The organism is Micromonospora sp. WMMD754 (assembly GCF_049315235.1).
Classification (GTDB): Bacteria; Actinomycetota; Actinomycetes; order Mycobacteriales; family Micromonosporaceae; genus Micromonospora; species Micromonospora sediminicola.
Genome location: NZ_CP186058.1, coordinates 3,911,269 through 3,925,627 on the forward strand (window position 1 = coordinate 3,911,269; position 14,359 = coordinate 3,925,627).

Sequence of the window (14,359 nt, forward strand, 5' to 3'; positions counted from 1 at the left end):
CACGGCGGACATCTGCCAAGCCTGCCCGTCCCGGCCGGCGTGGGGCAAGGCGGTCGCCACGGTCGGGTCGGCTCCGTCGTCCGGACGGCCGCTGCCGGACCTATCCGAGCAGTGACGCCGCCGCGGCCAGGGTGGCCAGCGACAGCGTCGTGGTCACCACCACCGCCCGGTTGGCCACCGCCTCGCCGACGCCGTACTCCTGGCTGTAGATGAACGTGTTCTGCGCTGTCGGCAGGCCGGCGCACACCACGACGGCGAGCATCTGCGGCGCGGACAGGTGCAGGGCCAGCCCGGCCGCGTACGCGATGACCGGCTGGACGACGAGCTTCAGCGCGGCGATCACGGCCAGCTCGGCGGGCTGGGCCGGCTCGGCCCGCGACGGTGCCGGGCGGTGCAGCGACGCGCCGAGCGCGACCAGGGCAGCCGGGACCGCGGCGCCCGACAGCAGGGTCAGCGACGCGTCGGCCGCCGACGGCAGGCGCAGGCCGGCAGCCGAGCACACGACGCCGAGCAGCGACGCCAGGATCACCGGGTTGCGTACCGGCAGGGAGGCGATACGACGGACCCGTACCCGCCCGGCCGGGTCGCTGTGCCGGTCCAGGGCGACCAGGATCACCGGCGTCACCACCAGCACCTGCAGCAGCACCACCTCCGCCAGGAACGACACGCTGCCGACAACCTGCGTGGCGATCGGGATGCCGAGGTTCGCGGAGTTCACGTACCCGGCGGCCATGCCCCAGATCGGCCGTTCGCCGGGCGTGCGACCGAACAGCCGGCTCGCGCCGACCCACCCCAGCCCGACGACCGCGACCGTGCTCACCGCGAAAGCGAGCAGCGAGCGGTTGGCGAACCCGGAGAGCGGCATCCGGGACAGCGCCAGGAACAGGGCGGACGGCATCGCCAGATGGAACACGAACCGGCCGAGCACCGACGCGGCCGCCTCACCCAGCAGGCCCCACCGACAGGCCGCCCAACCGATCGCGGTGAGGACCCAGATCGGTACGAACGCCGACACCAGGCTCATGCGGTCACCGTCGGGCGGGCGTCGCGCGGGCCCGGGGACCGGCGGGCGTACGGGTCGAGGAAGCAGGCGGCAGTCTCCACCCGGGCGAGGATGTCATCGACCTGCCGACCGACGCGTGGTCGGACCTCGTCGAGGTGCCATGATCGGCGACGATGAGCAGCGCGGAAGCTTACGGATCCGGCCTCCACGAGGCACGGCGACACCACCTGACGCAGGTGAACGGGGTCCTGCGTCGCCCCGGCATGTACGGCAGGGACGAGATGGCCGAACGGCTTCTGCTGGAGGCGATGGCCGCCGTGGACGGCTGCCTGGATCGATGGTGGGCGGAGTGCGACGGACTGCGCGACCGCGACGCGTTCGCCCCGACGGGTGTCCGGGGCGCCTACAGCGGTGTCCTTCCGGCCGATGCCCTGCGTGACGCCACGGCCTCGGTCTACGCGGAGATCGCCGACCGCCTCGGCTGGCTCGAACTGGACCGGGCGTTGTCCGAGGCCGAGTTCCGGCGGTTGGGTACGGATGTCGGCGACTGGGTCACGCGGGACCGGACGTTGTCCGAGGTCGTCGAGACGTTCGGGCCGCCGTCGCTGTGGATCGGCGGAGCCAACCCCTTCTTCGCCAAGACGCTCGCCTACACCACTGCCGATCCCGCCCACGAGCTGATCTGCTTCCACCTGTGGAACGCCTTCGCGGAGGTCCCCAGCAGCGAGGGGCTCAAAGGCGTACACCCCGAACCGGTGCTCCTCGCCGTACGTCACCGGTCCGGCAGCTTCCCCGACTCGTTCTCGTTCACCCCCGAGGGACTGCGCCGCAGGCCGACCGACGACCAGCTGGGCCGACTCCGGTCGACCGTCTGGGTCTTCCACGGTGACCGCGCCCGATACGCCTCCGGCGTGTTCGACACCCTGGACGCGGGACTCGCGTGGGCGGGCGGGCACCGGCTGACCGGGACCCTGGCCGAGTACGCCATCGGGGGCGCCTACGACATCGCCGTCGACGAGGGCCGCTTCACGCCGTCGCAACCGCACCACGGCACCGTCGGGCATGTGGCCGCCTTCGGCCCGGGACTACGTCACGTGCACCTGACCGACGGGCGCCGCGACTGACAGGTGTCCGCCCCTGTCGGTCGGGTCGGTGGGTGCGGTGTGACGCGCGGGATGTCTCAGCGGTTCCGGTCGGGACGCCGTGCGCGGAGGAACGCCGTGGCCGCCGTGCGCCGCGTCGGCGTGTCGGCCGCCGCCAGGGCGGTCATGCACGCGTCGAGGCGCTCGCGCTCGTCGCCGCTCAGTGCGGCGGCAATGGCCTCGCCGTACGTGGGGGCCAGGGGGTTGGGGGCCGTCCGCTTGAGCGCCTCCCAGTCGCCGATCGGCTCGCCGGGCACGTCGAGCTGCGCGCGGTAGTCCAGCTCGATCGCCTCGAAACCCGCGGCCTGCGCCCAGGCGACGAGGTCGCGCTCGTCGAAGTCGACCATCGGCCGCTCGGCCGCTGCGGCCCGACCCCGGTAGACGTCGCTGACCTTGGCCACCAGGTCGTCGACCGGCGTGCCACCCCAGCCGAACAGATCCTCCGGGCGGTGCTCAAGCGCGAAGCGGTTGATCGGCTCGAAGAGGGAGAGCCTTCCGCCCGGCCGCAGCACCCGGAAGAACTCCACGAACGTGGTGGCCTTGCGGTCGGAGTAGATGAGCACCGACCGGGTGGTGACGACGTCGACGGAGGCGTCGGCGACGCCGGCGAGGTCTTCGGCCGACGCCTGGACGAAGCGGCACCGCTCGTCGCCGTCGGCGGTCCGCCGGCACTGGTCGAGCAGGTCCGGCGAGACGTCGCTGAAGATGACCCGGCCGTCCGGGCCGAGACGGTCGAGCGCACCGAACCCGATCAGTCCGGTGCCGCATCCGACATCGAGGAGGACGTCGTCGGGCTTCAGGTCGGCCCGGTCGAGAACGCCGTCGCGGAACCCGGCGAGGTCGGTGGCGTGCCGGGCGCGCAGGGTGGCGTCGCCGCCGTCTCGGCGCGCCGACAGCCACCGGGCCCACCTGTCGGTCGTCATCGGGTCACGATAGTGCCGGACCACGTGTCGTACCGGCCCGTGCCCGCCCGGGCCGGTGATCGCAGCTTCCACAGAGGCCGGTCGGGGCCGCCGCCGGTCGCGCGGTCCCGATACCATCCGCCAATCCCTCGCACACCCGGCGTGGGGACGGAGGAGGCTGATCCGATGGTGCCGTCACGTCGGGGGCGGCGCTGGATGCTGCTCGTGAGTGGGACAGCCGTGCTGCTGGCCGGTGGGTACTGGCTGCTGGACAGCGCTCGTGCGGAGGACGGCCAGAAGGGTCGGGCCACCGCCTTCATCGCCGTCACCGGTCTGGTCCTCGGGCTGGCCCAGGCCGTGATCGCCGGGTTGGCGCTCCGCCCGACCGGCTCGGCTCCCACCGTTCCGGCCGGGTCGGCGGAGGCGGCGACCTCGGGTCGGCCGGGGATGACGTCGTTGACCGCGCCCGATCTGGTCGCGGCGCACGTTCGCGGACGGGATCGGCTGGTCGACGAGCTCGCCGGTCTGTACCGATCGCGGGATCGACGTGAGGCACGGGTGCGCGTGGTGTACGGCATGGGCGGCGCGGGCAAGACCACCCTCGCGCAACTGCTGGCACGGCGGCTGGCCGGGCGTGGCGTGCAGGTCTGGTGGGTCTCCGCCGCGACCCGGACCGGGCTGCAGACCGGGATGCGGCAGCTGGCCGCCGTCCTCGGCGCCACCGACGGCGAGATCCAGCGGGCGTGGTCCGGCCTGGACGGCGCCCCGGACCTGCTGTGGCGGCTGCTGGCGGCCCATCGGGGACGGTGGCTGCTCGTCGTCGACAACGCCGACGACACCCGGCTGCTCACCCCGGACGACGAACCCGTCGCCGCCGGGCGCGGCTGGATCCGGCCGGTGCCGACACGTCGCGGGCTGCTGCTGGTCACCACCCGCGACGGCGACCCCGGCACGTGGATGCCGATGTCTCGCGCGGGTCGCCACGACTCCGACCGGTGGGCCTGGTGCCGCATGCACCCGGTCGGGGTGCTGAGCCCGGCCGACGGCGCCCGCGTCCTGGTCGACCACGCGGGCGAGCGGGCCGGCGGCATGCGGGACGCCGAGGCACTGGCACGGCGGCTGGGGGGACTGCCGCTGGCGCTGGGGCTGGCCGGCCGTGCGCTGGCCGACGCCCAGGAATGGGGCCTTCCCGGCGGCGAGTCCACCTTCGCCGGCTACCGGGCTGCCCTGGATGCCGGCGACGTCCTGGTCAAGGTGCCTGAGGGCCCGTTGTCGGAGGCTCAGGCGCGCGGGTTGGTGAGTCGCACCTGGGAGCTGTCGCTGAGTCTGCTGGACGGGCGAGGCATGCCGGAGGCGCGCACGTTGCTGCGGTTGATGGCGACCTTCGCCGACGCGCCGATCCCCACGACGGTGCTGGACTGGACGGCGATGGGTGCCTCCCCGCTGTTCGCCGGCCTCGGCCCGGACGCCCTGCGGAGTTCCCTGAGAGCCCTGGCCGGACTCGGGCTCGTCGGTCTCGACGAGAACCAGGTCGACCAGTCGGTCGGGAGGACGGTGCATCTGCACCCTCTGATCCGGGACACGAGCAACCACCACGCGCACCTCGCCGGTCATTCGGACGCCTACCTGACGCTGGCTGTCACTCTGCTGGCCGGACCGGCCCAGGGCGACCCGGACGACTCCCGGCAGTGGCCGCGCTGGCGTGCCGTGACCCCGCACGCGATCCACCTGCTCACCGAGGCCGCCCAGGCACCTGACGCCGACGTCGCCCTGATCGACTCCGCTGCCGACATCGCCGAACGCGCCTGCCGCTATCTGGCCGCGGTCGGCCTCTACGCCGCCGCCCGTGACCAGCTCGCCGGCCTACTGTCAGTGTGGGAGCGGGTCCGGGGCGTCGAGCACCCCTCCGCCCTGGCCGTTCGGCACCGACGCGCCCACTGGAGCGGAATGGCGGGGGATGCCGTGTCCGCTCGTGAAGATCTTGCCGATCTGCTGCCCGTGCGCGAGCGGGTCCTCGGCGCGCGGCACGCCGACACCCTGGCCACCCGGCACGATCTGGCCCGCTGGACCGGAGAGGTGGGGCAGGTCGTGAAGGCACGGGACGACTTCGCCGCGTTGCTGCCCGTTCGGGAGGAGGTCCTCGGCGTCGAGCATCCCGAGGCGCTGGCCACCCGGCACGCGCTCGCGCACTGGACCGGGTGGGCGGGGCACGCCCCGGTTGCCCGCGATCAGCTCGCCGCGCTGCTACCCGTCCGGAGCCGGGTCCTGGGCGCCGAACACCCCGATACGCTGGCCACGAGGCACAGCCTTGCGCTGTGGACCGGCTGGTCGGGGGAGGCCGTCGCCGCCCGTGACCAACTGGCCGCGCTGCTGCCTGTTCGCGAGCGGGCCCTGGGCGCCGAACATCCCGACACCCTGACCACCCGGCACGAACTGGCCCGCTGGACCGGGTACGCGGGAGACGACGTCGCCGCCCGTGACCAGCTCGCCGCGCTCCTACCCATCCGGGAACGCGTCCAGGGCGTCGAACACCCCGAGACCCTGTCCACCCGGCACGGGCTCGCCCGCTGGACCGGCGAGGCAGGGGACGCCGCGGCGGCCCGTGAGCGGTTCGCGGCGCTGCTGCCTCTTCGGGAACGGGTCCTGGGCGTCGAACACCCAGACACCCTGGGCACCCGGCACGAACTCGCCCGCTGGACCGGCGAGGCGGGCGACGCCGCGGCGGCCCGTGAGCGGTTCGCGGCGCTGCTGCCTCTTCGGGAACGGGTCCTGGGCGTCGAACACCCAGACACTGTGGACACTCGGCACGAACTCACCCGCTGGTCCCGGCCAACCGGACCATCCTGACAGGGCGCCGGGCGCGCCGTCACGCGTCGGGATCGAGGCCGGCCAGACCCTGACCTGTCTCCGGGTCCCACGGAATCGACTCGTGGTCGTGGACGACCACCCACCGCCCGTCGCGCCGGCGGCACACGAGCGTGGCGCGTACCCACATGGAGACGTCCATGCCCGCCTGCAACCGTCCCGTGACGTGGTAGAGGAAGGCGCAGTAGCCGAGGTCGCCGTCGGCGTCGACCTGGAGGTCCCGGACCTCGTAGCCCGGGCCGCTGGCGTATGCGTCGAACCACGCCCGGGTCTGGGGCGCCACCTGGTCGGCACCTCGTAGTCGCAGCGGCGGCAGGACGTTGAAGGCCAGCACGTCCGCGGCCTGGTGGGCGGCAAGCGCCTCGGCGTCCCGGCGCGCCACTGCCGCCACGCGCTCCTCGATCAGCTCCCGCAGCTCCTGCTTCGCCTGGTCGGTCGTCATTCCCTCGTCGTACCCGGGCCGTGGGGGCGCTAACGCGGTTCACGCGATCGTGGACGCAGTAGTCGATGTCGATCTGCGCCTGCCGCCTCCCGGGCGCTCGGGGCCGGGGAGCCGAACCCGTCCGACTCTGCTCCGCCGGTCCGGCCGGCGGAGCAGAGTCGTCTCAGGTCAGCCGCACCGTTGACCGTTGAGGGTGAAGGCGGCGGGCGCCGGGTTGGTGCCGCTCCACGTGCCGTTGACGCCGATGCTGGTGGTGGCGCCGGGGGCGAGCCTGCCGTTCCAGGTCATGCTCTCGGCGGTGACGCTGGTGCCGTTCTGCTTCCAGGTGGCCGACCAGCCCTGGCCGATCTTCTGGCCGGCGGTGGGGAAGTCGAAGGCGAGTTTCCAGCCGTCGATGGCGGTGGCGCCGGTGTTTCTGATGGTGACCGTGGCGGTGAAGCCGCCGGGCCAGCTGTTCGCCGTCCAGCCGACCGTGCAGCGGCCGGTCGGGGCGGTGGGCGCGGTCCGCACGGTCAGGCCGGGCGAGGCCGTCGAGACGTTGCCCGCCGCGTCACGCGCGGTGACCACGAAGGTGTACGAGGTGTCCGGGGTCAACCCGCTCACGGTGTACGAGGTGCCGGTGGCGCCACCCACCTTCACCGTGCCGGTGGCGTCGACCCGGTGCACGTCGTAGCCGGTCACGCCGGTGTCGTCGGTGGACGGCGTCCAGGTCAGGGCGACGCTGTCGGCGGTGACCGTGCCGGCGGTCGGCCTGCCGGGGGCGGTCGGCGCGGTGGTGTCGCCGGGCGTGGTGCCGCGCGGCAGCACCAGGTGGGTGATCGAGTTGGCCGGGAAGGTGGCGGTGAGGCCGCCGGCGGTCACCGGCTGGTCGGCCTCCCGGACGACGCCGGCGAGGTCGGCCCCGCTGTAGCGGTAGACCTGGGCGGTGTCGGCGGAGACGCCGGTGAGCGTGAGCGGGCTGGTCAGGTCGTCGCCGGTCTTGTTGACCACGACCAGGGTGAGTGCCTTGTCGGCGGCGCGCTCGGCGGCGTACACGGCCAGCTTGCCCTGGTCGGCGCTGGTCGCCTTGACGGAGGTCTCACCGAACGCGCCGCCCCTGCCGTCGTAGTCGCGGTAGATGCGGAAGGCGTTCGCCACCGGCTGGTCGGCCCCGGGTGCGGTCCAGAGGGTGGCCAGGTCGAGCCCTTCGCGGCCGAAGATGCCGAGCACGTCGGCCTGGGCCAGCGCGCCGTTGAGCGACCCGTGGCCGCCCCAGTTGTACTCGGTCATCGCGATCTTCGTGCCCGGGTAGTGCTGGTCGACCAGTTCCCGCATCCGGGGGATGAAGCGGACCGGCTGGTTGATCCAGCTCTCGTCCACGTACGTCGGGTCCCAGAGCTGGCGGGTCGAGCGCAGCCGCAGCGCCTGGGTGTCGGCGTCGCCGGCGGCGTCACCGAACACACCCGACTGCTGCGGGTAGAGGTGAATGTCGAAGTAGTCGAGGATCCGGGCGCCGTGCTGCTGCTCGTACTCGCGCATCCGGTCCAGGTACCACGGGCCGAGGTCCTGGCCGCCGTGCGCGGCCTTGTCCGGCGGGTTCGACCAGCATCCGGTGCGCGAGCAGGTGTCCTGGTCCAGCCCCGAGTAGAAGATCGAGTTCAGGCCCCAGCCGACCGGACCGAGCGTCTTCGCGCCGGGGTCGGCCGCCTTGATCGCGGCGGCGTACGCGTAGGTGCGGTCGCGCAGCTCGTCGTAGCCCAGGCCCGTCGGGCGGACGTCGCGGTGGGTGGAGTGCCACAGGTCCGGCTCGTTGTCGAGGTTGTAGAACTGGACCCCGCCGTCGGCGGCGGCGCCGAACTGCCCCTTGAGGTGGTTGACGAAGTCGGTCGCGTATTCCGGGCCGACCGCGACGCTGGTGTCCTCCGGGTCGTTGCCGGTGACCAGGCTCCCGTCGGGCTTCCTGCCGTTGCCGCAGTCCGGCGCCCACAGGTCGGTGGACTGCTGCGGCCCGTACGTGGCCACGCTGAAGCCGCACGCCTTCGCCCGGTCCTTGGCGATCCACCCGAGCATCGGCACGGTCATGACCGTGGCGGCGCCGGTGGCCTTGTTCCGCTGCACGAACCGGTCGCTCTCCGACCCCTTGGGCAGGCTGCCCGGGTCCGGGTTGTCGTTCGGGATGTTCTCGAAGTACCAGTCCGAGGCCCGGTTGGTGGTGTCGTTGCGGAAGTTGTAGCGGGTGGTGGCGTTGCCGCCGTACCGGTGCACCGGCAGCCGCAGCTCCCGGGCGAGGGCCTCGTCGGCGAAGTTCATGCCGTAGACGTACGGGCTGATCGGGTGCCGGTTGGCGGTGGTGTCGACGGCCAGCGCCGGGCCGGCCGCGGCCAGGGCGGGCTCCGGCAGGGCCAGGCCGCCGAGGGCCGTGGCCAGCACGACCGGGAGCAGTGCGGTGGTGGGACGCACGAGCATTCCTTCCCTCACGCGAATAGAAGCTCGACGATGGGAGCGCTTCCATAGGCTTGCGCCTTCCCGGCCCCGAGTCAATGCCGTGATCGGGCGCCCGATCAGCTGGCCCGGTGCTGTCCCTGATGGAGTGTCGTCAGGGCCCTGGTGAGCCACTCGCCCATCAACGCCCGCTCGGCGTCGGTGAGGCCGGGCAGGCCGGGTAGCGCGGTGGCGAAGGTGACCGCGATGGCGCCCACGTCGTTCGCCGGAGCCGCCGGGGCGGTGGTCAGGATGCTGGCGGCGACGGCGTCGAACATCTGGTCGGCCAGGCCGAGGTCGCGTCGGTCCGGTGGCATGCCGAGCAGTGCGCGTACGGTGCCGGTGCCGGCCGCGTGGATCATCGTGACCGCTCGCGGCTCGTCCACGCGCAGCAGCCCGGCTGCGGCGAGCCGGTGCACCTTCGCACGCAGCACCTCGATGCCTTCCGTGGTGGCCGGGGACTGCTCCGCCCGCGCGGGGTTGGTCATCAGCTCGTACAGCCAGGGGTTGGTCAGCCCGAACTCGATCTGTGCCCGCCAGCCTGCGCGCAGGTCGACCACCGGGTCGTGGTGCGGCCCGCCGGTCGCCTTCGCCGCCACCCAGGTGGCCATCACGTGTTCGGCCACGGCATCGATCAGGCCGTCCTTGTCGCCGAACAGGCGGTAGATGGTCGGCGCCTGCACCTGCGCCGCCTGCGCGACGGCGCGCGTGGTCACGGCGCGGGCCCCCTGCTCCCGCAGGATCCGTGCGGCCGCGGTGACGATCCGGGACCGGGCGTCGGTCCTCTCGGCAAGCTCCACGTACCAATGGTAACAGCGACCTGTTAGCGTTGAGGTTATCTCTGCTACCGTCATCCCTGTTAGCAACGGAAACCCCTCCTGGGAGCAAGCATGATCGTCATCACGGGCGCCACCGGCCACCTGGGCTCACGAATCGTGGCGGAGGTCCTGCGGCGGGTTCCCGCCGCCGCCGTCGGGGTCAGCGTCACCGACGTCGCGAAGGCCACCGCACTGCAGGCCCGCGGCGTCCGGGTGCGCCGCGGCGACTTCACCGACCCCGCCACCCTCGTGGACGCCTTCGAGGGTGCTGACCAGGTCCTGATCGTCAGTGCCGCGATCCGGGGGGCCGCCGCGACCGGGGCCAACATCGCCGCGATCGACGCCGCGACGGCGGCCGGAGCGCAGCGCATCCTCTACACCAGCCACCAGGGCGCGTCGACCGACTCGCTGTTCCCGCCGATGATCACCCACGCGCGCACCGAGGAGCACCTGGTCGCCACCGGCATCCCCCACGTCGCCCTGCGCAACGGCTTCTACTCCAGCACCCTCCGCTATTACCTCGACGAGGCGCCGGCCACCGGCCGACTGGCCCTCCCGGCCGACGGGCCCGTCTCCTGGACCGGCCACGACGACCTCGCGGCGGCGGCCGCCGTCCTGCTCACCGACGACTCCGTCGCGGCCGGCCCCACCGCGCCGCTGACGGCCCCGTCGACGCTCGACTTCGCGGCGGTCGCCGCTGTCGCGAGCGAGGTCACCGGCCGGGAGGTGACCCGCGTCGTCGTGGACGACGAGGAATGGGTACGGGCGGCGGTGTCCCGGGGCATGCCGCGCGCCGCCGCCGAGTTCAACCTCGGCATGTTCCGGGCGGCGCGACGTGGCGAGTTCATGGTCACCGATCCCACGCTGGAGACGCTGATCGACCGCCCGGCCGAGTCCGTCCGCGCCGCGCTGCGGCGCATGCTCGCCGCTCGCCCCTGAGGGTTGGACGACCGGTCGGGTAGCGTTGGTGAACGGCGCCCGGGTGCCGTTGGCGCGTGCGCGCGACGAGGAGGTCCAGGATGGAATCCTTGCCGGAACTGACCTTCGGGCAGCGGTTGAAGGTCTACCGGGAGCGGTCCGGGAAGACCCGCGCGGTGCTCGGCGGCCTGGTGGGCCGCAGCGCCGAGTGGGTCAAGGCGGTGGAGACCGATCGCATCCTGCCGCCTCGCATCCACATGCTGGATCGCATCGCGCGCGCCCTGAAGGTCGAGGTGTCGGTGCTGGCCGGTGAGTTGAGCGACCGGTCCGCCGTGGTCAACGGGCCGGAGCATCCGGCGTTGGCCTCCGTTCGGGACGCGGTGAACCGCTTCGTGCTCTCCGGCGAGACGTCCGCGGAGTCGTTGACGAGCCTGCGGGACCGGCTTGCGACGGCATGGCGGGCCCGCCACCAGGCGTCCGATCACCGTACGGTGCTGGGCGGGTTGCTGCCGGGGCTGCTGCGCGACGTGCAGCGCGCCGCCCTGGCGTACGAGGGGGAAGAGCGTCGGGAGGCGCAGGCCCTGGTGGCGGAGACATTCGGGCTGACGCAGATGTTCCTCGCCTACCAGCCCGCTGCCGAGTTGCTGTGGCGGGTCGCGGACCGGTCGATGGTGGCGGCGCAGGAGTCCGGCGACCCGGAGGCGTTGGCTGTCGCGGGGTGGTTCCTGTGCCAGGTGCATCGGGACGCCGGGGACTGGGACACCGCGACGGCGGTGACGCTGGACGTGCTGTCGGCCCTGGAGCCGCGCATCGCCGACGGGAACACGAACCTGCTGGCTCTGTGGGGGGCGCTGAATTTCGAGGCGGCCTACACCGCCGCCCGTGCCGGCGAGGAGGGTCGGGCCTGGCGGTACTGGGATCGCGCCGACCGTGTGGCGCAACGCCTGCCGCAGGAGTTCTACCAGCCGCAGACCTCGTTCTCCCGGGTCATCATGGGCGCTCACGCGGTGACGGTCGCGGTGGAGCTGCAGAAGTCAGGCGAGGCGGTGCGGCAGGCCGGCCGCCATGACTCGTCGGCCATCCCGTCACGGCCGCGACGGGCTCGCCACCTCATCGAAATCGCGCGGGCGCACTACGGCAAGGGCGACCGGGAGACGGCCGTCGCGACGCTGCGGCGGGCGTACGAGTCGGCCCCGGAGACGATCCGCTTCAACGGGTACGCCCGCCAGATCACCGTGGACCTGCTCGACGGCCCGCGCCCCACCCGCGACGAGGCCCGCGACCTCGCAGTGAAGGTCGGGCTCCTGTCCTGACACAGGGGTACGAACCCTACCCGTTCCGCCCCGCCACACACCGTAGCTTGCTGCTCACGGGATGCGGCGGGCGGTGCGGGTGTCGCCTGGTCGCCGCGTCCCTCTCAGCTTCGAGGGCGGAGGGCCGCCCTCGTGACGACGGGGAGGCTACGTGCGGCGCGTCTCGTACGACGAGTACCTCTCGGCAACGGCGTTGACTCTCGCGCGGCGGCATCGGCCGGCGTGGTCGTGGCGGCGGTGGCGGTGGGTGTGCCGCTGTGGCGACGAACTGCCGTGTCGGGTCCGGCACCGCGTTCCGATCGGTGTCGCGCACTGGCCGGGGGAGGAGCGGTGAGGGGTCAGGAGCAGCGCATCCTGCGCGTACACCTGCAGGGCCTGGAGGTGACCAGCCGGCAGGCGCGGCTGCTCACCGCGACCCTGCTCGCAGGTCGCGGGTGAGCACCCACGGGCCGGTCCTGCCGGTGTGGAGTTGTGGTGGGTGCGTGGCTCCCTGGCCGTGCGAGACGCGGCGGCGGGAACTGCGGGCGGAGTTCGCGGGCGCGCGGGTGTCGCTGGCGTTGTACATGGGTGCGCAGTTGGCCCGGGCGGCGCAGGACCTGCACTGGATGCCGGCCGGGCTGCTGCACCGCCGCTTCCTGGGGTGGCTGCGGTGAGCATCCTGCGGGCCGGCGACGAGCGGTTCCACTACAGCGACGGCTCGCACCGGTGGATCCCGCCGGACCCTGACTACGACCAGGAGGTCTGGGACGAGCAGGTCCGCCAGCACAAGCACGGCCACCTCCGCAACGAGCGGCCGAAGGTACGTGTCCAGCGGCTCGTCTGACGCCAGTAGACGTTGCCACGGGCGCGATCGTCCACGGCTCCGCCGACACCGGAGGCGCGGCAGGCGGACAATGGCGTCATGGCGATGCCCTTTCCCGCACCGACGACTCCCGCATCGGGACGCGACGAGGTCTTCCTGGGATACCTGGACTTCTTCCGGGAGACCCTCCTGTCCAAGGTGGACGCACTACCCGACGACGAGGTGCGGCGCAGCCGGCTTCCCTCCGGGTGGACCCCCCTCGAACTGCTCAAACACCTGCGCTACGTCGAGCTTCGCTGGATCGAGTGGGGATTCGAGGGCAACCAGATCGCCGAACCCTGGGGCGACCGGCGCGGGGACCGGTGGCACGTGGCGCCCGACGAGACACGCGACAGCCTGACGGCGTCGCTCCGCGCCCAGGGCGCACACACCGCCTCCGTGGTCGCGAGCAACGACCTGACGACGGTGGGCGCTCCCGGTCCGAGGTGGGACGGCGCGGCGCCGGCGACGTTGGAACGCGTGTTGTTCCACCTCGTGCAGGAGTACGCCCGTCACCTCGGGCACCTCGACGTCGTAGCCGAGCTCGCCGCTGGGCCGCTCGGCGAGTAGCGCGCTCAGTCGCCCCTGCTCGTGCCGGCGGCTGCATAGACTGCCGCGCCATGGGAGAGATTGTCACGCTCGGCGAGGTTCGGTGTCCGTCCGGCCAACTCGTCATCATCGACGGCGGGATGCTGGGCATGTGGTCGGGAAGCAGGCCGCCGAACGAGCTCGACCCGCGCGGTCTGGGATTCGAGGATCCGGACCTGCTGGCTGAGGTCGCCGGGTCCGCCGACTACGCGGTGGTCGGCCCGGACGCCGAGCCGGCGGGGGCGTCGTTCCCGGTACGGCCCGGGCGGTACCACTACGACATCCCCGCCTCACACGGCGACGGCTGGGCGCAACGGTTCGGCGATCACTGCCGGGAGCACGGGTGGACGGCTGCGGTGGAGCGCGCGCAACAGCAGGTGCCGCACCGGGAGCGGGCGCGGCGGTGCGCGGTGGAACGCCAGCCGGGTTTCCGGGTCTTCGGGATGCCCGCGGTGGCGGTGGACGGTCTTCCCGCCGGGACCGTCCCGGTGCAGGCGGAACGTTCCGACGGGCCGTGGGACGGCTGGTCCCAGATCATCGTCCGGGTCCGTGACGCGCCCGTCGCCGCCACGGTCGACGTGGGCATGGTGGGTGTCGACGCGGCTCGGCTGGCCTTCGCCGACACCGACGCACTCGCGTCGTGGCGCCACGAGGAGCCGTTGGACGGTCTCGCCGACGTCGCGTTCTGGGGTGTCGACGCCCCGACGGCGGCCCGGGAGTTCACCGCCGAACCGCTGGCCGCACCGGGTGACGAGGGGAGCTACGGCTGGACGGACCTGCCGCTGCGCTCGGCCCTGCGGCGGGCGACGACCGTGCAGGCCTGGCGCGACGCCGAGCCCGGTCGCAAGCTGGCCGTGGACTTCCGGCCACACTCACACCACTGGGAGGTGATGCGCCAGGTGCGGGCCAGCGACACGGAGAGCGGGACCCTGGCCCTCGGCGACGCGCAGATCCTGTTCGCGATGACCAGCTGGGGTGACGGGGTCTTCCCGGTCCAGGTCGATCGCGACGCCGCCGGGGACCTGCTCGCCGTCCGGGTCACCCTCGCCGAGGCGTGAACGACCGCC

General features: G+C 72.9%; 13 protein-coding genes. 8 read left to right on the top strand and 5 right to left on the bottom strand.

Annotation, left to right across the window (positions count from 1 at the left end; translation table 11 throughout):
* Positions 1 to 100: 100 nt before the first annotated feature.
* Positions 101 to 1,024 (bottom strand): AEC family transporter, encoded by a 924-nt coding sequence (locus ACN27B_RS18970; RefSeq protein ID WP_099161862.1) that lies wholly within the window; start codon positions 1,022 to 1,024, stop codon positions 101 to 103.
* 152 nt (positions 1,025 to 1,176) lie between these two features.
* Between ACN27B_RS18970 and ACN27B_RS18975 the strand changes: the two genes are divergently transcribed.
* The gene (locus ACN27B_RS18975; RefSeq protein WP_157779100.1) at positions 1,177 to 2,127 is read left to right on the top strand and encodes a DUF7710 domain-containing protein; all 951 of its coding nucleotides are present in this window, start codon (positions 1,177 to 1,179) and stop codon (positions 2,125 to 2,127) included.
* Positions 2,128 to 2,183: 56 nt separating this feature from the next.
* On the opposite strand, the gene ACN27B_RS18980 is transcribed toward ACN27B_RS18975, so the two are convergent.
* Positions 2,184 to 3,068 carry a class I SAM-dependent methyltransferase gene (locus tag ACN27B_RS18980; RefSeq protein ID WP_422741135.1) on the bottom strand — a complete coding sequence of 295 codons (885 nt, stop codon included), beginning with the start codon at positions 3,066 to 3,068 and terminating at the stop codon, positions 2,184 to 2,186.
* A 204-nt stretch (positions 3,069 to 3,272) separates the two neighbouring features.
* Here ACN27B_RS18980 and ACN27B_RS18985 point away from each other — a divergent pair, with 204 nt between their 5' ends.
* Entirely contained in the window at positions 3,273 to 5,894 is a 2,622-nt protein-coding gene (locus ACN27B_RS18985) for a tetratricopeptide repeat protein (RefSeq protein WP_422741136.1), read from the top strand.
* A 19-nt stretch (positions 5,895 to 5,913) separates the two neighbouring features.
* Here ACN27B_RS18985 and ACN27B_RS18990 read toward each other — a convergent pair whose 3' ends face one another.
* From ACN27B_RS18990 to ACN27B_RS19000, 3 genes are all read right to left on the bottom strand, one after another.
* Positions 5,914 to 6,354: a YybH family protein gene (locus tag ACN27B_RS18990; RefSeq protein ID WP_422741138.1), complete on the bottom strand. Its 441-nt coding sequence runs from the start codon at positions 6,352 to 6,354 to the stop codon at positions 5,914 to 5,916.
* A gap of 168 nt (positions 6,355 to 6,522) precedes the next feature.
* Positions 6,523 to 8,793: a glycoside hydrolase family 44 protein gene (locus ACN27B_RS18995; RefSeq protein ID WP_422741139.1), complete on the bottom strand. Its 2,271-nt coding sequence runs from the start codon at positions 8,791 to 8,793 to the stop codon at positions 6,523 to 6,525.
* A gap of 101 nt (positions 8,794 to 8,894) precedes the next feature.
* Entirely contained in the window at positions 8,895 to 9,614 is a 720-nt protein-coding gene (locus tag ACN27B_RS19000; RefSeq protein WP_422741140.1) for a TetR/AcrR family transcriptional regulator, read from the bottom strand.
* Between the two features lie 90 nt (positions 9,615 to 9,704).
* On the opposite strand from ACN27B_RS19000, the gene ACN27B_RS19005 reads away from it, so the two are divergent.
* The 6 genes from ACN27B_RS19005 to ACN27B_RS19030 all read left to right on the top strand — a co-directional run bounded on the left by ACN27B_RS19005 (position 9,705) and on the right by ACN27B_RS19030 (position 14,350).
* On the top strand, positions 9,705 to 10,571 hold the full coding sequence (locus tag ACN27B_RS19005; RefSeq protein ID WP_422741141.1) for an NAD(P)H-binding protein: 867 nt from the start codon (positions 9,705 to 9,707) through the stop codon (positions 10,569 to 10,571).
* A gap of 80 nt (positions 10,572 to 10,651) precedes the next feature.
* Complete coding sequence (locus ACN27B_RS19010) at positions 10,652 to 11,863, top strand: helix-turn-helix domain-containing protein (protein ID WP_099161856.1); 1,212 nt, start codon at positions 10,652 to 10,654, stop codon at positions 11,861 to 11,863.
* 434 nt (positions 11,864 to 12,297) lie between these two features.
* Positions 12,298 to 12,516 carry a hypothetical protein gene (locus ACN27B_RS19015; protein ID WP_422741143.1) on the top strand — a complete coding sequence of 73 codons (219 nt, stop codon included), beginning with the start codon at positions 12,298 to 12,300 and terminating at the stop codon, positions 12,514 to 12,516.
* A complete protein-coding gene (locus ACN27B_RS19020) occupies positions 12,513 to 12,686 on the top strand; it encodes a hypothetical protein (protein WP_172967820.1) in 174 nt (57 codons plus the stop codon). The genes ACN27B_RS19015 and ACN27B_RS19020 overlap by 4 nt, the downstream gene beginning before the upstream one ends.
* Positions 12,687 to 12,764: 78 nt before the next feature.
* On the top strand, positions 12,765 to 13,274 hold the full coding sequence (locus ACN27B_RS19025) for a DUF664 domain-containing protein (RefSeq protein ID WP_422741144.1): 510 nt from the start codon (positions 12,765 to 12,767) through the stop codon (positions 13,272 to 13,274).
* A 50-nt stretch (positions 13,275 to 13,324) separates the two neighbouring features.
* Positions 13,325 to 14,350, top strand: a complete 1,026-nt coding sequence (locus ACN27B_RS19030) for a hypothetical protein (RefSeq protein ID WP_422741145.1) — start codon at positions 13,325 to 13,327, stop codon at positions 14,348 to 14,350.
* The last annotated feature ends 9 nt before the right edge of the window (positions 14,351 to 14,359 follow it).